Annotated in this window: 12 protein-coding genes; 7 read left to right on the plus strand and 5 right to left on the minus strand. The window is 65.6% G+C overall.

Features of this window, described 5'->3' with window-relative positions; translation table 11 throughout:
• Window positions 1–206 precede the first annotated feature (206 nt).
• The 7 genes from J0J06_RS02940 (at window position 207) to J0J06_RS02970 (ending at window position 13,465) form a co-directional block, all read left to right on the plus strand.
• On the plus strand, window positions 207–869 hold the full coding sequence (locus tag J0J06_RS02940; protein ID WP_294039855.1) for a response regulator transcription factor: 663 nt from the start codon (window positions 207–209) through the stop codon (window positions 867–869).
• Window positions 866–2,623 carry an ATP-binding protein gene (locus tag J0J06_RS02945; protein WP_294039856.1) on the plus strand — a complete coding sequence of 586 codons (1,758 nt, stop codon included), beginning with the start codon at window positions 866–868 and terminating at the stop codon, window positions 2,621–2,623. The genes J0J06_RS02940 and J0J06_RS02945 overlap by 4 nt, the downstream gene beginning before the upstream one ends.
• A 110-nt stretch (window positions 2,624–2,733) precedes the next feature.
• Window positions 2,734–3,678 carry a PEPxxWA-CTERM sorting domain-containing protein gene (locus J0J06_RS02950; protein ID WP_294039857.1) on the plus strand — a complete coding sequence of 315 codons (945 nt, stop codon included), beginning with the start codon at window positions 2,734–2,736 and terminating at the stop codon, window positions 3,676–3,678.
• A 263-nt stretch (window positions 3,679–3,941) separates the two neighbouring features.
• Complete coding sequence (locus J0J06_RS02955) at window positions 3,942–4,868, plus strand: serine hydrolase (protein ID WP_294039858.1); 927 nt, start codon at window positions 3,942–3,944, stop codon at window positions 4,866–4,868.
• Between the two features lie 286 nt (window positions 4,869–5,154).
• Window positions 5,155–8,985: a LamG-like jellyroll fold domain-containing protein gene (locus tag J0J06_RS02960; protein WP_294039859.1), complete on the plus strand. Its 3,831-nt coding sequence runs from the start codon at window positions 5,155–5,157 to the stop codon at window positions 8,983–8,985.
• Window positions 8,982–10,523: a DUF885 family protein gene (locus tag J0J06_RS02965; RefSeq protein ID WP_294039860.1), complete on the plus strand. Its 1,542-nt coding sequence runs from the start codon at window positions 8,982–8,984 to the stop codon at window positions 10,521–10,523. The genes J0J06_RS02960 and J0J06_RS02965 overlap by 4 nt, the downstream gene beginning before the upstream one ends.
• A 44-nt stretch (window positions 10,524–10,567) precedes the next feature.
• Window positions 10,568–13,465, plus strand: coding sequence for a TonB-dependent receptor (locus J0J06_RS02970; protein WP_294039861.1), 2,898 nt, complete (start codon window positions 10,568–10,570; stop codon window positions 13,463–13,465).
• Between the two features lie 173 nt (window positions 13,466–13,638).
• Here the strand turns inward: J0J06_RS02970 and J0J06_RS02975 are convergent, their stop codons facing one another.
• The 5 genes from J0J06_RS02975 to kduI are packed head-to-tail and all read right to left on the minus strand — an operon-like array spanning window position 13,639 to window position 18,843.
• Window positions 13,639–14,637 (minus strand): alpha/beta hydrolase, encoded by a 999-nt coding sequence (locus J0J06_RS02975; RefSeq protein WP_294039862.1) that lies wholly within the window; start codon window positions 14,635–14,637, stop codon window positions 13,639–13,641.
• Window position 14,638: 1 nt separating this feature from the next.
• Window positions 14,639–16,234 carry a carboxylesterase family protein gene (locus J0J06_RS02980; protein WP_294039863.1) on the minus strand — a complete coding sequence of 532 codons (1,596 nt, stop codon included), beginning with the start codon at window positions 16,232–16,234 and terminating at the stop codon, window positions 14,639–14,641.
• Entirely contained in the window at window positions 16,221–17,228 is a 1,008-nt protein-coding gene (locus tag J0J06_RS02985; protein WP_294039864.1) for a sugar kinase, read from the minus strand. Before J0J06_RS02985 ends, J0J06_RS02980 begins: the two co-directional genes overlap by 14 nt.
• Window positions 17,229–17,248: 20 nt before the next feature.
• The gene (gene kduD / locus J0J06_RS02990) at window positions 17,249–18,004 is read right to left on the minus strand and encodes a 2-dehydro-3-deoxy-D-gluconate 5-dehydrogenase KduD (RefSeq protein WP_294039865.1); all 756 of its coding nucleotides are present in this window, start codon (window positions 18,002–18,004) and stop codon (window positions 17,249–17,251) included.
• Window positions 18,004–18,843, minus strand: a complete 840-nt coding sequence (gene kduI / locus J0J06_RS02995) for a 5-dehydro-4-deoxy-D-glucuronate isomerase (protein ID WP_294039866.1) — start codon at window positions 18,841–18,843, stop codon at window positions 18,004–18,006. The genes kduD and kduI overlap by 1 nt, the downstream gene beginning before the upstream one ends.
• Window positions 18,844–18,848: the final 5 nt, after the last annotated feature.

Genomic DNA, 18,848 nt, shown 5'->3' on the forward strand with positions numbered 1-18,848 from the left:
CCGCACTAGATATGGAGTGATCCCCCGAACCGGGGATTGTTATTGCGTGCCGGCGATCTGATGGGATCGTCTTACGATCCTCGTTGATATTTCGGGGATCAATCCGCAAGCTCCGCCTCGCTTGGCCGAAGGGGCGAGGGGTGGGACGCAGCGGATACTTTAATCCGACTGACGACAGACCGGGTACAAGCCGGTACCGGCGAAAGGTGGGCGGGGACGTGCAAGCAAAGGTCGTGATCGTCGAGGATGATCCGCGGATCGCCGCGCACGTCGCCCATGGGGTGACAGAGCATGGCGGCCTGTCGTTGCTTGGGACGGCGGGTTCGTTGGCGGAAGCGCGCGCGCTTTTGGGCCAGGACGCTGACTTGTTCATTCTCGATCTTGGGCTGCCCGATGGCAACGGCATCGATCTGATCGCGGAAATTCGCACTAAACGAGGCGCAGGTCCGAAAATCCTGGTGCTGTCAGTTCTCGGCGATCAGACGACGGTGCTGGCGGCGGTGTTGGCGGGGGCCGACGGCTATCTGTTGAAAGACCTCGACAGCCTCGACATTGGCCAACAGGCCGCCGCAGCGCTGTCCGGCGGGGCGCCGCTTTCCCCGAGTATTGCAGCCTATGTGCTGCGTTATCTGCGCGGCCAGCAGGAGCAGCAAAAGCAGCAAGATGAGGACTCCGAACTGTCGCCGCGAGAGTATGAATTGCTCCAATTGCTTGCTCGCGGGCAGAGCAACCGTCAGGCGGCCGAGGCGCTGTCGCTGTCTCCGCACACGGTCGGCGATCATGTGAAGTCGATCTACCGCAAGCTCGGGGTCAGCAGCCGGGGCGAGGCGATGGTCCGCGCCTTCCGGAGCGGATTGCTGCGCCCGTGACGGTGACGATCCGGCGGTGGGGATGGCGCCGCGCAATCGTGACCGTGCTGGGCGCGCAAGTGCTGTTCTGGACCTTCTATGCGCTGATCGTGCTGGCCTTTCATCCGGCGGTCGCCTGGGGCGAATACCGTTTGCCGGTGGGTCGTGCCGGACCGGCGTCGACGAGCGTTCCGACCGCGGCGTGGATCCCTGGTCTTTCAGAGCCGGCGGTGCTGCATGTTCCCGGTTGGCAGCCGGCGATCGTGACTCCGGCGCGGATGACGCTCCTGTCCCCATCCGAAAAGACCGAGGGGGGAGGGGCGTGGTCGCTCACTTGCCTGAACCGATCCTGCGCGACGCCAGACGCGATTTATGTCGGCCCACATGACCGGATCGGCATGGCGGCGGGCTGGGAGCGGTTCCAGCGTTTCGACATGGTCTGGGTGGCCATCGCCGTCGAAGGGCTGCTTGGCCTGGCGCTGCTCGTGCTGCTGCCTCTCAGCCGTTTCTCGCGGCTTCAGACCATCACCGGCCTGTTCATGATCTTGGTGAGCGCGGACGCCTGGTTCACCGCGTTCGGCGCGGATGCGCTGCCTTATGCCTGGTTCCCGCTGCTGCGCTTCGGCGTGGAATATTTGATGCTGGCGATGGTGGCGCTTACCGTGAACGCCTTTGCGGGCTGGCAGCCCGGGGCGGCTCGCATCACCCTTGCCTGTTTTGGTATTGCCCTAACCGTCCTGATTGCCGCCATGCTCGTTTTGGGCGACGTTGCAGGTGTCGTCCCCTGGCTCGACGCCGCTGCGCTCGTCCTGGTGTCGGCCTATGGGATCGCGGCGCTGATCAGGATGAGCCGCACCGCGCCCGGTCCGGCGATCCGAGTGATGGCGATCCTGCTGGTCGGCATTACGTCGACCGCCTGGGACCTCCTCATCCATCCGGCGCCAACCGGCCCGATGTTGCAGGCGTCGGTACTGACGCCGACCTTGACGACGTTCCTCATCCTGTTCGAACTCGCGCTTCAGGGCCGCCAGCTCAGCCGGGAAGCCGACGAAGCGCGCACCGATCTCGAGCGGCAGGTCCTCGAACAGGACGCCAGCCTGCTGCGCTCATCCAACCTGCTGCGCCACCAGGAACGGCGGATCGCGATCGACGCCGAGCGACAGCGCTTGTTGCGGGACATGCACGACGGCGTGGGTGGCATCCTGACTCACTTGCTGCTCGACACGCGCGAGGGGCGCCTGAACCATGCGGAAATCGGGGAGTCGCTGCAATCGGCGGTCGATGATCTCCGAAACATGGCCAGCGCGATCGACGCCGCCGACGAGCCGATCGACGAGGCCCTGGCGATGTTCCGCGAGCGCATGTGGGTCCGGTTGGCCCGATCCGGCATCGACTTCGAGTGGCGCTGCGAGCTTGCTTCTCCAGCGGCGCGTCTCGATGCCGCTCGGCTGCTCAGTCTTTACCGGCTGTTGCAGGAGGGGATTGCCAACACGGTGCGCCACGGCCGCGCGACGCGAATCGATCTGTGGGCAGAGCCAGCAGACAATGATCGACTCCGCGTGACGCTCTCCGACAACGGCATGGGTTTCGATCCCGCCGCTGCCAGGGGTTCGCCGGGGGAGGGGCGCGGCCTCGCCAACATGCATCGCCGCGCCGTGCAGATGGGTGGCGAACTGCGCATCGAAAGCGCGCCGGGGCAAGGGGCCCGGCTGATCGTCCTCGTCCCGATTGAAGACATCTCGAAGCGAAAATCTGGAAAATTTACCAATGATTAACCCCGTCAATCCCCGGTTCCGGGGATTGCTGGAGGGCGTCTGAAACGACGACAATATCCTCCGATGCGCTGTGAAGGGGGACTTCGCGGCCAGGGCATTTTTTGGAGGGTATGATGCGGTTCGAAGCGATTGGATGCCGGGCGGGTTTGCTGGCGCTGGCGATTGGTGGCGGGATGGCGACCTCCGCTCAGGCGCAGACCTTCTCCTATGCGAACTTCATCGACACGACGGGGCTGCAAATCAACGGTTCCGCCGACGCGCTCAATATTGGCGGCCGCGATGTGATGCGGCTGACGCCGCCGCAGGGTGCCATGGGCGGCTCCGTGTTCAACACACAGGCCATCGCGCTGACGAACGATTACAGCTTTAGCACCCGTTTCACCTTCAACATCGGCAACAACGGCGACACGCCCTATGGCCCGATCGGCGCGGACGGCATCGCGTTTGTCATCCAGACCCTGTCGAACACAGTAGGCGGCGCCGGCGGCTCGCTGGGCTATGGCGGCATCACGCCGAGCGTCGAGGTCGAATTCGATACCTACAGCAACGGGACCGATCCTGATTTCAACGGCGACCTTCGCGCCAACAATCACATCGCCATCATGAAGAATGGCGACGCTATAAACCACCTGGCATATTCGAACGTGTCGTCCACGCTGAACCTGAGCGGGGGCTACGACATCACCGCCTTTGTCGATTATAACGGCGCCGCCAATTTGTTGGAGGTGCGCTGGTCCAAGGACGGCCTGCGGCCCGATAGCGCCGGCCTCAGCTACAACATCGACCTGGCGAGCATCTTCGGCACCAATCCGGTCTTTGTCGGCTTTACCGGCGGCACGGGCGCGAATTGGAGCGAGCAGGACATCGTGAACTGGACGTTCAACGCCAATTACGATCCGATCACCACGCCGCCCACTGGCACCATTCCGCCCGGTTCCACACCTGGCGCCGTGCCGGAACCCGCCACCTGGGCGATGATGGTCGCCGGCTTCGGCTTGGTCGGCGGCGCGCTGCGCCGGAAGCGCCGCGAGACCGTCCGCTACAGTTTCGGCTGAGCCGCGCTACGCCTCCACAATTTGCGGCGACGAGCTCGCTCAGGCGTCGCGCCTGCGGATTCGCGATAGCGAGTTGTCGCTTGGCAGTAGTCGTGCGAAGCGCGACCGTGCAGCGAGTTCGGCGTGGGGCGATCATGGGAATTATGACTGGTCGACGTTTCGGGGCCGCGCTTCTGACCGGTGCGCTCCTTTGCGGCGTGGCGGTCGCGGCCGTCGCGCCAATGCCGGGCGTCGCGGCTTCGGCGTCAACAACATCTACGGCGATGAGCGAATTGCTCGACTATCTTAAGGGCCAGGGCACCACCGGCTTCCTGATCGTTCAGGGCGGCAAGATAATCGTCGAGAAAAACTGGCCCGCGCCCGAGGGCAATCCTCAATTCGCCGCCTTCGTCTACGAACGGACGAAGGACGGTGCGCTGCTGGAGGATGTCGCCTCGCAACAGAAGAGCTTCGTCTCGGTGTTGGTCGCGGTGGCGATCGACAAGGGCCTGATCCAGGTCGACAGACCGATTTCCGACTATATCGGCACAGGCTGGTCCAAGGCGGCACCCGAGCAGGAAGCCAAGATTCGGGTCATCGACGTTCTGACGATGAGTTCCGGTCTGGCCGAGAATTTCACCTATGCCGCGCCCGCCGGCACGACCTTCCTCTACAACACGCCCGTCTATGCGATCACCAAGCGGATTTTGGTGGCCGCTGCCAAGCAGCCGCTGGAGACGATCACGCATGACTGGCTGACCGCGCCGGTGGGCATGAACGACACCGCCTGGCGCAAGCGCCCGGCCATTCTTTCCAGCGTAGGCAACGACACCGGTCTCGTTACGGCACCACGCGATACCGCGCTCTTCGGCGTGATGATCCTGAACGGCGGCGTCGCCGAAAACGGCAAGCGGATCGTGTCGGAGGCGAGTTTCAAGGTGATGTTCGCGCGGTCGGCGACCAACGCGGCTTATGGTCGGCTGTGGTGGCTGAACGGCAGCAGCTATACGATAGGCGCCTTGGGCGCTCGAAAGGACGGGCCGCTGATCGCCGCCGCGCCCGCCGATCTGGTCGCCGCGCTGGGCGCTTTCAATCGTCGTCTCTACGTCGTTCCCAGCCGCAAGCTGGTAATCGTGCGCACCGGCGCGGCCGCGAGCGACAAGGATTTCGACGAGCAATTCTGGCTTCGGATCAATAAGGCACTGAACTGATCGGGAGGCCCGCTGTCAGAGCAAGCGCCACAATTGCCAAGCAAATCGGTCTGTTGTTCCGGCAGAGGGATCCCGATCCCGATCATCTTAGTGTGCGGCATGCCGCGCTAGACCGTGCCGGCGTCTCGTATTGGCCGGACAGCACAAGAGCGATGGTCCACTCTTCGCCAATAGCGGGAATGGCGCGGCAATTACCCGATAGACACCGGTGTCATAAGTCGATTATGGGTTGGGCAGGGTAGAGAAGCCGCGTCAGGCTCGGATCCGTCGAGAGAGGGTGGCTGATATGAGAATCCCGACGATGATGTGGCTGGCGGCGACGGGCTTGGCGACCGCGGCGCTGGGTGGCGCGACGTTCGCTCAGGATCCGGGACCGCGGCTGATCTTCCATGTCTCGGCCGATAAGAATTTCACTGCCGAGACCGCCGGTGGCGACGCGGTGCCCAATTTCCAGTCGAAGGTCGCGATCGTCCCGACCGGGAAGTCGGGCGGCGCGATCGAATGGCAGGACGATGGCTATGTCGCGTGGAAGGCGCCGGGTAACATCTACGCGCGCCGGGGCACTCTGTCGTTTTTCTGGCGCTCGCGCACGCCCGTCGGCGAGGCGCCGTTCGTGCTGTTCCGTGCTGGATTTGCCGACCACACCAGTTGGGACATGGCGTTCCTGCGGATCGACTGGAACGGCCACGGTTTCGACGCCTTCGTCACCGACAACAACCTCGCGCGAGAGCGGGTGTCGTTCCGCATGCCCACGCTGCCCGCATCGACCGAATGGCACCACATCGCCTTTGCGTGGGACGAAGCGGTCGGCGTGCGGTTGTTCGTCGACGGCAAGGAAGTCGCACGCAAGGATCAGAAAGCGGTGCTCGACAGCGGGCTCGACCAGTTCGGACTCGCGGGGCGGATCATCTCACCGCATCAGGTGCAGAGCCGCTACAGCTTCATGCGGGGCAGCGATGTCGACGAAATCCGCGTTTATGACCAGATGCTCGATGCGGGGGCGGTGGCGGCGCTGGCGGTGAATACTGCGCCGAGCGGCGGGGCGCCGGTCGCTGCCGCGGCGGAGCGGCTGGCGTTCCTCCATCGCTACGGTTTCGAGGGCGCCTCGCCGCCGCTGCTGACTGCCGAGACGACGGCGATCCGCAAGGTCGAGTTCGCCGACGCCAAGGATTTGAAGGAATGGATGTGGAAGGGCGTCGACGGCATCGCCGAGACGACCTGGCCCGGCGTCTATAACCGCTCGCGCCTGCCGGGCCGCGACGACTATTTCGAACTGCCCGACTGGAACGTCTATGTCGAAGGCGGGAAAGCGTATGAACTGACCATTCCGCAGGGCGAAACGGTCAACCGGGTCGAGATTCGCGGTGCGGCGTATGGCGCGCTCGATTATGCGCCGGACGGCGGGGCGTTCAGCCTGCTCGCCAAGCGGCCGCAGGGTGTCGAGAAGTCGATCACGAGTTTCGCCGACCGCACCGGCGGCAAGCTGCGCTTCACCAACATCGCTCAGGAAACGCCGATCCAGGAAATCTGGGCGTACAACGTCGGCGCAGGGGCGGAACCCAAGGGCACATTCAAGCTAAGCTATACCGTCAACAGCAAGGCCGCGCCGAGCTTCGCGAACCTGTCGCCGCTCAACGCCTATATCGCCGGCCGCTTTCCGGCGAACGAGCGCGCGACGGTCGTTGCGCTGCCGGCCAGCGCGGGTGCCGCTGCGCCCGGTGCGGGCAGTGCGACCGATGCCGGTGGGGCAGTGCGCAGGGGGGACGAAGCGCCGCTGATCCATATCCTGATCCCGTCCGATTTCGGCGACGCCTTTCCGGGCAAGCCGCTGGCGCGGGCGTGGAACTATACCTGGGCCAATGCGCGCGACGGACTCGACGGCATCGCGCTCGACATCCCCGCGCTGAAAGCGGCGCCGAACAAGGACGGCCTGATCCCGCTCAACATCCGGGTGAAGGACCCGATCTGGCCCGACCGTGACATGATCGACGTGACCGTGTCGGTGAAACCGGGCGAGAAGCGCACCGTCTGGCTCGACCTGCGCGACCGTATCCTGACCAACGATCCGTTCTACATCACTGTCGCTAGCGCCGCGCCTGATTTCGGCGCGTCGAGCCTGGACGGCATGAACGTGCGGCTGGTGTTCAAGGACCGCGACGAAGCCAAGAAGGAGCATATCGCCGACCGCTTCAACCAGGTGAAGGATAATTGGGGCTTTCTGGTCGAGGAACATACCGCGTCGGGTCGCGAAGGCCTGTTCCGGCGGTTGAAGGGCGACATAACCGACCTGTTGCGCGTCGATCCCGACAATCTGGAGGGGCGGCGCTACTGGGCCGACATCAGCTACGGCGCGACTGGCATGCCGGCCTTTACCCAGCCGGCGCCAACTGACGGCACGCCGCTCTGGGCATTCCGCCAGCTTGAAGACCTCAAGCTCACCAGCCGTTTCGTGAACTGGTGGATCGACAATCGTCAGGTGCCCTACGGCGATTTCGGCGGCGGGATTTCGGACGATGTCGACCTGACCGAGCAATGGCCCGGCCTCGCGCTGATGGGGGTCGAGCCGGACAAGATCAACGCGTCGCTCCGCGCGCTGTCGGACGCCGTTTACAAGAACGGCATGCGGACCAACGGCCTCGGCACCATCACCACCGACGAACTCCATGCCTATGAGGAAGGGCTCAATTCGGACGCCGAGCGGCTCTATCTCAACTGGGGCGAGCCGAAGGCGATCGAACGGCTGATGGCGACGGTGAAAGCGCTGTCCGAACGGATCATCCTGAAGAATCCCGCCGGGCATCTGCACTTCGCGAGCAACTGGTATGGCGGCCGCATCGTCTATCGCGAAGGGCCGTGGGAGTGGCAGAAGCCTTACAGCTTCACCGTGATGCACGCGCCGATCCTGATGGGCGTGTTCAACGCCAATCCCACCGCGACGGGACTCGTCACGGGCGTGATCGACGGCTGGATGGCGCACGGCAAGCGGAATGCCGACGGCAGCTGGAGCTATCCCAATGAGATCAACTGGCGGACCGACGCGGAGCGCGTCGGCGATGGCGGCGGGTTGCCGACGCCGTATCAATCGGCCTGGGCGGCCTATCGCTTCACCGGCGACGCCAAGTATCTGACTCCACTGCTGAGCCGCGTGGCGCGGAGCGGGCCGGGGTCGATCGCCGACCTCAACGAAAACGTCGTCGCCGTGCTCGGCAGGCCCGAATGGGGCAAGGCGCTGGCGGGGATGAAAAGCGATTTCGGCCGCGTCGCCGGCTGGGACGCGACCGGCGACCGCAAGCTGCTGGAAAGCCAGGCGGCCGACGCGATCGCGTTCAAGTCGCAGCGCATGTACATGTACACGGAGGGACATTGGTGGACCGACCGGGTCGAGATGCCGAGCGACCAGTTGCAGCGGCAACGGCTCGGCGGCATCGCGCTGGTGCGCAACCAGACCTGGCCGGGCAACACCGTCAGTTGGCGCTTCGCCAATCCGGGCGCGGCGGAGAGGGTGGCGATCCTGGTGCCGGGCGCGACGCCGGGGCATTTCAAGGTCATCGCCTATAACACCAGCAACGTGCCGCAACCCGCAACCATGTCCACCTGGAACGTGACTGCCGGCAAGTGGCGGATGACCGTCGGGACGAGCGCGTCTGGCGGCGACAAGGCGGACGGCGCGCCGCCCGCCAGCGACATGATGCTGGAACGCAGCGGGTCGGTCGAGGTCAGTTTCGCGCCGCGCACGACGACGATCTTGGAATTCACGCTGGAGGCGCCGGGCGTGCCGACCGAACGTCGCGCCGATCTGGGCATTGGAACCGACGATGTGGTCGTGACCGGCCGCACGGCGGCGGTGACGGTCCACAGCCTCGGCGCGGTCGCGGCGACGGGCGGGCGAGTCGAGCTGGTCGACGCGTCGGGCAAGGTCGCGGCGACCGTTGCGGTGCCGACACTCGCTGCCCCGCTCGACCTGCTGCCCAAGACCACGGTCGTGCGGCTGCCCTTGCCGGCGGCGGCGGGGCAGGGGTGGCGGGTGCGCGTCGCACTGCCCGACGGTGCACCGGAGGTGACACTGCTCAACAATGTCGTGGCGTTGCCGCCGGCGGCGCGCCGCAAGGCCAAGTGACTCGCCGCCGCGATTTCTTGGCCGGCGCGGCCAGCGTCTTGGGTACGGCCGCGCTGCCTCGCGTCGCCGCCGCCGTAGCGCCCGATGCCGATGCGGCGGCGCGCGCGGCGCTCGACGGCGTGGCGGCGCTCGCGACCCCGGCCGCCAAGCTCGCAAAATTGCGCGACGTGCGCGAGCACGGCCTGTCGCCACGAACCAAGCTGGACCTGGAAACCGCGCGCGAGGGGCTGGCGATCGATGCTCGCATCGCGGAGATCATGCCGTATGGCCGGCTCGGCCGCTCGCCTTACTCGGTGACGCCGACCAGCGGCGCGTGGCGCGATCTCGATGTGAGCGACGCCGTCGATCGCATCGCCGCGGATACCGCCGCCGTAAAGCGCGAGGCGGCGGCGGGGATCGTCCTGCCGCCCGATCCGCTCGATCGCACCGTCGGCGCGATCCTGGGCGCCGCCGGTCGCACTAGCGGTCCCGTGTCCGCGGCTCTTGGAGAGCAGGCACGGTTGCTCGTGTCGCTGGCGTCCCGGGCCGACGAGCCGGGCATGTCGCACCTGCCCAATGGTACGGCCTATTACGAGCTGATGATCGACCGTCAGTTCGGCGGGCGCGATGCCGCGGCGATCCACCGCCGGGTGATGGCGCTGGCGACGGAGACGGCGGCGGAAGCGGACGATCTGTTGCGCCGGTTCGGCTATGCCGGTCGCCATACCGGCGAACGATTTCGCTCCGCATTCCGTGATCCGCAATTCCTCTATCCCGACAGCGACGACGGCCGCGACCGTGCAGTCGCCGATATGAACTCCTGGCTGGTCCGGACGAAGGAGCGGCTGCCCGGCCTGTTCGGCTCGCTCCCCCCCGAATGCATGAACGTCGCGGTCGGACGAATGACACCGGTGGAAGAATCGGCAAAAAAGGGTGGTTATCGGGTCCTTCCGAACCCAAATGGGACGCCGGGACGCTATTTCGTCGATCTTTCGGACATTCGCCGCCGCCCGAACTGGAGCTTGCCGAGCGTTGTTCATCACGAGTTGCTTCCGGGCCACATGGTGCAGATGCCGATTGACGCCCGGGCCGCGCCGCACGCCTTACGCGTTGAATATACGGCAGGATTTCAGGAAGGATGGGCGATCTACGCCGAACAGCTGATGGCGCCGCTGGGCACGTTCGAGGCCGATGACCGCGCGCGTCTGGGCTTTCTGCACTGGATGTTGTTCCGGCTGTGCAGATCGCTCATTGACACCGGTGTCCATAGTGCGCGATGGTCACTTCAGGAAGCGCGGGAGACGCTTGAGAGGATGCAAGGCGAGCCAGCTTTTTTCGCGACGTTCGATCAGGACATCCAGCGGGTGTGCCTGGAACCGGGCGCGCGCGTCGGCGAAGCGCTGGCATGGCTTGCACTGGCCGATCGGTGCGGCCCGGTTGGTGCGGCCGACCTGTCCGCCAGGCATCGCGCGGCGATCGGCGATGGCCGGATCCGGCTCTCGGCGTTGCAGCGTCGGCTCGGTCCCGCACGACCATGGAATTCTATCGATCGACAATAAGGATCGGCGGAACAACCGCCGGTCGCGACTTCAGGGAGGATGGTATGCGAAAGGGTTTCAAATTCGATCTGCTGCTGCGCGGGGGCGCCTCGCTGGCGGTACTCGCGGTCGCGGTGAGCGCAGGCGTCGCGCACGCGCAGACCGCGCCTGCCGATGCGGCACCGGCACTGGCCCCGGCGGCGGACGCACCCCAGGATGACCAGGCCGACGGCGGCGACATCGTCATCACCGGCTTCCGCGGCAGCCTGGCGCGCGCGCTCGACCAGAAGCGAGCGTCGGCGGTGGCGATCGACTCGATCCTCGCAGAGGATATTGGCAAGTTTCCCGACCTGAACCTGTCGGAATCGATCCAGCGCATTCCGGGCGTCGCGCTGTCGCGTGACGGCGGCGAAGGCCGCTCGATCTCGGTGCGCGGTCTCGGCCCGCAATTCACGCGCGTGCGTATCAACAGCATGGAGGCGATCGCAACGGCTGGTGGGTCGGACGCGTCGGGCGGCACCAATCGGGGCCGCGGGTTCGACTTCAACGTGTTCGCTGCCGACCTGTTCAACGCGATCACCGTCCAGAAGACGCCGGATGCGGCGACCGAGGAAGGATCGCTGGGCGCGACGGTCGATCTGCGCACGGCGCGCCCGTTCGATTACAAGTCGGGCTTTACCGTCGCGGCGTCCGCTCAGGGCAGCTATAACGACCTTGCGGAGAAATTCTCGCCGCGCGGCGCGCTGATGGTGTCCTGGTCGAACCCCGACAAGACGTTCGGCGTGCTCGTGTCCGGCGCCTATACCAAACGCAAGCTCGTCGAAAGCGGCTACTCGACGGTGCGCTGGACTACTAACACTGCGGGCGCCGCACCGGGTTTCCAGAGCTATCTCGGCACGACCTGCGTCTATCCGACCTCGACCGGTCCCTCGACTACGCAAGCCTGTATCGACGCCAACAACCTGTTCCACCCGCGCTTTCCGCGCTTCGATTACTACATCAACGACCAGCAACGTATCGGCCTGACTGCGTCGGTCCAGTGGAAGCCGGCCGCCGGCACGACGATCAGCCTCGACGGCCTCTACGCCGATTTCAAGGCGACGCGTGAAGAGCGTTATCTGGAAGCCAACGGCTTTTCCGTCGCGGGCGCGTGCACCACGGCCAATCGACCGACCACCTGCGGCGTGAACGACATCGACGTGCTGACCGCGAAGGTAGACAACGGCGCGCTGATTGCGGGCACGTTCAACGATGTCGATCTTCGCGTCGAAAATCGCTTCGACCGGCTCGACACGAAGTTCAAGCAACTGACGATCAATATCGACCAGAAGTTCGGCGATCGTTTCTCGCTGAACTTCGTCGCGGGCCACTCCGAATCGAACCACCAGAACCCGATCCAGAACACGGTGACCTTCGACCTCTACAACGTCCAAGGCTACGGCTACGATTACAGCAACCGCCAGAAGCCGGTGTTCAATTTCGGCAACGCCAACCTGGCGAATGGCACCGGCTGGGTATTGAGCCAGCTCCGTTTGCGTGCGGCGTCAGCGAAGAACACGTACGAGACCGGCGCGCTCAGCTTCAAGTGGGAGGTCACCGACGACTTCACCATCTCGGGCGGCGCGGCGTACAAGGGCTACGGCTTTGCGGCGACTGACCGGCGGCGCAGCAACGGCACCACCGCCTCGCAGGACACCAACCTCGCCTGTTGCACGCTGGCCGCCGACCGAGACCTGAACCAGTTCGGCCAGATCGTCACGATCGAAGGCCAGACCTTCTTCGACTCATCATACTTCAAGGCCGCCCAATATTTCGGCCTCGAAGATCCGACGGCGCGCGGGGGCGCGTTCAAGCTCGGCATCGAGCCGGGGCTGGCGGGGAACGTCGCGGTCGACGAGCACGACAAGAGCGGCTTCCTGCAATTCGACTTCAAGCGCGACTTCGGCGTGTTCAACCTGCGCGGCAATGCCGGCGTGCGGTACGTCCAGACGTTCCAGCGGTCGCAGGGCTATTCGTTCATCGGCACGGCGGCGGTGCCGCTGACGGTCTCGCGCACCTATGACGACTGGCTGCCGTCGGCGAACTTGGTGTTCGAACTCTCGCCCAAATTCCAGATTCGTCTCGCGGCGGCGCGCGTCATGGCGCGGCCCGATCTGACCAGCCTTGCGCCCTCGGCGACCGTGTCGGTATCGGGCGCGAGCCGGTCGGTGTCGGTGGGCAACCCCAACCTCGACCCATTCCGCGCCACCACGCTCGATGCAGCGGCCGAATGGTATTACATGCCCGGGGCGCTGTTCTCCGTCGCGTTGTTCCAGAAGAGCATCAATAGCTTCGTTCAGACGGTCCAATCGTCCGGCGCCTACACCAACAACCCGTTCGGGCTGCCCGACAGCCTCGCGATCGCGGCTTGCGCCAATCTCGATCCAGCGACGTGCAATCCGTCGCTGACCAACTGGGTGTTCTCCGCGCCACGCAACACGCCGGGCGGCAAGCTGCGCGGCCTGGAAATCAATTTCCAGCAGCCGTTCAAGTTCCTGCCGGGCTTCCTGGGCAATTTCGGTATCCTGCTGAACTACACGCACGTTACGTCGAACATCAAATATCTGAATTCGGCCGGCGCAGTGGTGAAAACAGGCGATTTGACCGGTCTGTCGCGTGATAGCGGCAACGCGACGCTCTATTATGAAGACAAGGTGCTCAGCGCCCGCGTTTCTGCCGCCTATCGCTCGCGTTACCTGAGTGACGCGGTCGGCACGCAGGGTATCGACAGCCAGGGCTACAACCGGACGATCAACATCGATGCCTCGGCCCAGATCACCGTCACCAAATGGATGAAGTTGACGTTCGAGGGGATCAACCTGACCGACCAGTATCAGGATCAGTTCAACGACACCCGCGATCTGTTGTCGGTCTATCACCACACCGGCCGCGAATTCCTGGCCGGGGTGCGTTTCAACTTCTGATCGAGTCCTCACCTTGCCGGTGCGAGGGTCCGCCTTCGCACCGGCTCTTTTTGGAAGGGGAGCGGGGCAGGCGGTCTATTTCTTTCCCGGCGAGACGATGGGCGTCCGCCAGACCGGTGCCGAGCATCTCGCGCTGATCATCAACTATCTACCGATACACGCCCAAATAGGCGTCAGCTCCAGCCCTTGGCCCTCGCCCAGGCGAGGAACAGATCGGGCCATGCCGCTGCCGGCTTGCCGGTCACGCCGCGCAAGCCGAACCCGTGGCCGCCCTGTTCGAATACGTGCAGCTCGACCGGCACCTTTGCCGAGCGCAACGCCGCGTGGAGCATCATCGTGTTGGCGACGGGGACGACCGGATCGTCCGCCGCCGCGCACAGGAAGCAGGGCGGGGTGTCGGGTGCGATATTGAGGTCCGGCGAATGGGCGCGGGCAGCGTCGGGCGTCGGCTCGTCGCCAAGCAGCGACTTGCGCGATCCGGCGTGCGCGAAGCTCGAATCCATCGACACCACCGGATAGACCGGTGCCGCAATCATCGGCCTGGCGGACAGTGCGTCGGCGGCATCGACCGGCTCATAGATTTTGCTGGCGAAGCGCGCGGCGAGATCGGCGCAGAGGTGCCCGCCCGCCGAAAATCCCATCGCCGCTACACGGGCGGGGTCGAGGCCAAAATTCGCCGCATTCGCGCGGACCAGCCGCACCGCGCGCTGCGCGTCCTGCAGCGGTACGTCGGCTCGGTTCGCCCAGCCTTCGCCGGGAAGGCGATAGAACAGCACGAACACCGTGAAGCCCCGTGCCGCTAGCAGGCGGGCGATCTCGTACCCTTCCTTGTCGATCGCCATGCGGATGTAGCCGCCGCCGGGAAACACCACCAGCGACGCGCCATTCGGCGTGGCCGGGCGGAACACCGCGAGCCGCGGCGCCGTCACACCGACGACCGCGCGGTCGTTGCGCGCCGGGTCCCTGCTGCGCTCGATCGTGAGTTCGACGGGCGGTGTCTCGGGCATGCCGGGCGGGCCCTTCGGCCACAGGTCGATCGTCTCGCTCGGCTCGGACAGCGCGAGGGGCAGCGCGCCCTCCTTGACCGTCGGCGGCGGTGTCTGCGCGCCGGCCTTTCCGGCGAACGCCGCGCCGAGCGTCGCGAGCATCGCGGTGCGCCGGTCGATCGTCACGTCAGGTGCCCGGCTGGATATAGGGAATGCGCGCGAACAGCTCGCGTTGCCAGCGGCGCGGGTTGTCCTCGATCCGGCTGTCCGTATCGAAGATCATCGTCGCGCGCCTGGCCAGATCGTATTTCGGCCAGGCGGGCAGGCCGGGATGGTTGGGATCGCCGGTTCGCGCAAACGCGACATAACTGTCCTGCACCGCCTTCGACGCCGCACGCGCATCGGCGCCCGTGCCGGTCTGCGATCCCGCCGCACCGAGCGTGCCGAAGGCGAGCGGGATGTCCATCGTGTGCATCGCCCCGCGCCGCGGTTCGGTGCGCGAGGCGAAATCGACCTGATAGACCCAGGCTGGCGCACCAGCCTTGGCGCGCTCCTCCGCCTCGATCACTTGACCGCGCCAGCTCCGCCCGGCCGTGGTCGCGGCATACATCACTTGTTCGGGCGACCATTGCGGATAGCGCTGGCGATATTCGGCGACGACCCATTCGGGCAGCGCGTCGATGCGCAACTGCGGGGCCATGCGCTCGGCGATATTGTCCCAGGTCAGACCCTTGATCGTCGCGCTGTCGGGGTCGATGAACGCGCCGGTTTCCTGTTTGCAATTGCCCAGGATCATCGGGATCGACAGCCCGACCGGGTTGGCGTCCGGGTAGAAGGGGTGGCGGACCAGCCACTTCATGTCGAGCACCGGCCCCATATAGAGCGCGCCGCCCAGGATCGGATCGGGCACCGACAGGCCCTCGATCAATTTCTCGACCGGCATCGTCAGCAACGCGTCGATTGACGGATTGCCCAGCTTGCCGAGATACGCCCTCGCGCGCGTCGTCGCGTTGAGCGGGCCGGACGCCGTAACCTGCTGCCCGCTCATCGTAATCGCGCGGCTGAACAAACCCTTGGCGGCCGGCATCCCGGTCATCGTCGCGATCTTGGCCCCGCCGCCCGATTGGCCGAACACCATCACGCGGCTGGGATCGCCGCCGAACGCAGCGATATTCCTTTGCACCCATTGCAGCGCCAGGATCAGGTCGAGTTGCCCGGCATTGCCGCTGTCGGGCAAGCGCGGGTCTAATCGCGCGAGGTAGAGATAGCCGAACACGTTGAGCCGGTGGTTGACCGTCACCACGACCATGTCACGCTCGGCCAATTGCGTGCCGTCATACAGTGCGCTCGATCCGGTGCCTGACGAATAGGCCCCGCCATGGATGTAGAACATCACCGGCTTGGGCTTGTCGGTCTTGCCCGTCGTCCAGACGTTGAGGACCAGGCAATCCTCATTGGCGGGAATGCCGTTCGCGTCGCCGGCATAGCCCTTGCCGGCCTGCGGACTCGACGAACCCCAGGCGACCGCACGGACCGGAGCAGTCGCGCGTGGTTCTGGCGTTGGGGCGCGGAAGCGCTCGGCGCGACCGTAGCGGATGCCGCGGAAAGACCAGGCGCGCGGTCCCCCGTTTTCGCTGTGGCCGTCGCTCAGGAATCGCCCGGCGGGTGCATCGATCTGCAGGCTGATGGGCGTCGCGTAAGCGGTGCGCGGGAGCAGCGCCAAAGCGGCAGCGCCGATCCCGTTGCCGATCAGCGTGCGGCGGTCGATGTCAGCGCCGGACATCCAGGCCGCCTTCGAGGAAAGCGTCGACGTCCGCCTGGCGGAACAGGCTGGCATCGCCCGGCAACGAGTGCTTGAGCGCGGTCAGTGCTAGGCCGATGCGCGCGGCGTCGTCGATGCTGCCGCCCGAGCGCAATGCGTGCAGCACGCCTGCGGCAAAGGCGTCGCCCGCGCCGATCCGATCGACGATCCCGGCCAGCGTGATTTCCTCCGACTGGGCATGCGCATCGCGCGCGTCGACCCGCGCCGACAGGCGATGGCGGTCGGCATCCTCGACATGGCGCGCGGTCGAGGCGATCGTCTGGAGCTCGGGAAAAGCGGCGAATGCGGCCTCCGCGGCTTCGCGTCGGCGATCCTCGCCATCGCCGGAAAAGGGCTTGTCGAGCAGCAATGCGATGTCGCGATGGTTGCCGAACATCAGGTCGGCATGGGCGACGATCCGCGACAGGATCTCGCGCGGTTTACCGTCCCATCGCTCCCACAATTTGCCACGCCAATTGCCGTCGAACGACACCGCGACGTTGCGGGCGGCGGCGGCTTCGGCGGCAGCGATCGCGGCTTGCGCGGGGACGGGGCCAAGCGCCGGGGTGATCCCGGACAGGTGCAGCCGGTCGACGCCCTTGAGCAGCGCGTCCCAATCCCACGCCTCCGCGGGTGCATCGGCGAAGCTCGAATGCGCGCGGTCGTAGATCACTTCGGTCGCGCGCATGCCGGCACCGGACGTCACGAAATACAGCCCCATACGCTCGCCGCGGCGTTGGATGCCCGACGTATCGATGCCGTGGCCGCGCAGGGTCGCGACGGCGCTGTCGCCAAGATCGTTCGCTGGTACGGCGCTCGCGAAGGCGACATTATGGCCGAGCCGGGCGAGGGCGGTCGCGACGTTTGCTTCTGCGCCCGCCACCCAAACGTCGAACTTCGGCGTCTGCAGGATCAACTCGCGCCCCGGCGGAGAGAGCCGCAGCATGATTTCGCCGAATGCGAGGAATTTACCCATTCCACTCCCCTGCGGTGTGATCACCGCGCCAGCCATCCGCCGTCTACCGCGAGGATATGGCCCTGCACATAGTCCGACGCGCGGCTGGCGAGGAAAACCGCCGCGCCGCCCAGGTCGCTCGCGTCGCCCCAGCGCCCCGCGGGGATACGATCGAGGATCGAGCGGTTGCGCGCCTCGTCGGCCTGCAACGCCGCTGTGTTGTTGGTTGCAATATAGCCCGGCGCGATCGCGTTGACGTTGACGCCCTTCGCCGCCCATTCGTTGGCGAGCAGCTTGGTCAGCCCGCCGACCCCGCTTTTCGACGCAGTGTAGCTCGGTACGCGGATGCCGCCCTGGAAGGTCAGCATCGACGCGATGTTGATGATCTTGCCGCCACCGTTCGCGATCATGTGGCGCCCAGCGGCCTGGCACAGGAAGAACACCGATTTCAGGTTGGTGTCGACCACAGCGTCCCAGTCCGCCTCAGTGAAATCGACTGCGTCCGCGCGCCTGATGATACCGGCATTGTTGACCAGAATGTCGAGCCCGCCAAGCTTTCCGACGGTTTCGTCCACGACCCTTTGCACAGGCTCGATGGTCGAAAGATCGGCGGAGACGATCTCCGCCTTGCCTCCGAGCGCGCGCACTTGGGTCACGGTCTCCTCAGCCGGCGTGCGGCCGACGCACGCCACATCGGCGCCCGATTCGGCCAGCGCCAGCGCGATCGCCTGGCCGATGCCGGTATTGGCGCCGGTGACGACCGCGACCTTGCCGCTGAGATCGAACAGGTTCGACATCAGGCAAGCTGGCAGATGTCGAGGACGTTCATGTCGGTATAGTCCTGGTTCTCGCCCGCCATCGCCCAAATGAAGGCATACGCCTTGGTGCCCGCGCCCATATGGATGGACCAGGGCGGACTAATCACCACTTCCTCGTTCGCCATGACGATGTGCCGCATCGCTTCGCCTTCGCCCATGAAGTGCATGACTCGGTCGTTCGGGCCGTCGAGTTCGAAATAGCAATAGATCTCGCTGCGCCGCTCATGGATGTGCGGCGGCATCGTGTTCCACACGCTGCCGGGCTTGAGCACCGTCAGGCCCATGACGAGCTGCGCGCTGTCGCAGATGCCCGGGATGACGAGCTGATAGATCGTCCGCTCGTTCGATTCCTCAAGCGACCCGCGATCGAGCGCGTTGGCGTCGGCGATGCCGAGCTTGCGCGTGGTGAAGGCTTTGTGCGCGGGGCAGGAGGCGAGGTAGAAGCGCGCGCCATCGCCCGAAAACTCGACGTCCGTCGCGCCCATCGTGACGTACAGGCAATCCTTGTTGCCGAGTTCGAAACTCTCGCCGTCGACCGTAACCGTTCCCGCCGACTTGCCGATATTGACTACCGCCAACTCGCGTCGCTCGAGGAAGGGATGCCCAGCGGCCGACGGCGGCTCGGTCTGCGCGGGCAGCTTTACCGGCGCCGCGCCCGGCGCAACCCCGCCGATCACGAAGCGGTCGGCATGCGTATAGTTGAGCACGCACTCGCCCTCGCGGAACAGCCCTTGGATCAGATAGCGGTCGCGCAATTCCTCGTTCGAAACGCACTCCATCATGTCCGGGTGCGTGGCGTAGTAGGTGCGGTCGAACATCAGTA

The organism is Sphingomonas sp. (assembly GCF_017304615.1).
Classification (GTDB): Bacteria; Pseudomonadota; Alphaproteobacteria; order Sphingomonadales; family Sphingomonadaceae; genus Sphingomonas.

Bases quoted from the DNA above. Each gene is read 5' to 3' on its own strand.
- J0J06_RS02950 (WP_294039857.1), top strand. From the start codon at position 2,734: ATGATGCGGTTCGAAGCGATTGGATGCCGGGCGGGTTTGCTGGCGCTG.
- J0J06_RS02955 (WP_294039858.1), top strand. From the start codon at position 3,942: ATGAGCGAATTGCTCGACTATCTTAAGGGCCAGGGCACCACCGGCTTC.
- J0J06_RS02960 (WP_294039859.1), top strand. From the start codon at position 5,155: ATGAGAATCCCGACGATGATGTGGCTGGCGGCGACGGGCTTGGCGACC.
- J0J06_RS02970 (WP_294039861.1), top strand. From the start codon at position 10,568: ATGCGAAAGGGTTTCAAATTCGATCTGCTGCTGCGCGGGGGCGCCTCG.
- J0J06_RS02980 (WP_294039863.1), bottom strand. From the start codon at position 16,234: ATGTCCGGCGCTGACATCGACCGCCGCACGCTGATCGGCAACGGGATC.
- J0J06_RS02985 (WP_294039864.1), bottom strand. From the start codon at position 17,228: ATGGGTAAATTCCTCGCATTCGGCGAAATCATGCTGCGGCTCTCTCCG.
- kduD (WP_294039865.1), bottom strand. From the start codon at position 18,004: ATGTCGAACCTGTTCGATCTCAGCGGCAAGGTCGCGGTCGTCACCGGC.
- kduI (WP_294039866.1), bottom strand. From the start codon at position 18,843: ATGTTCGACCGCACCTACTACGCCACGCACCCGGACATGATGGAGTGC.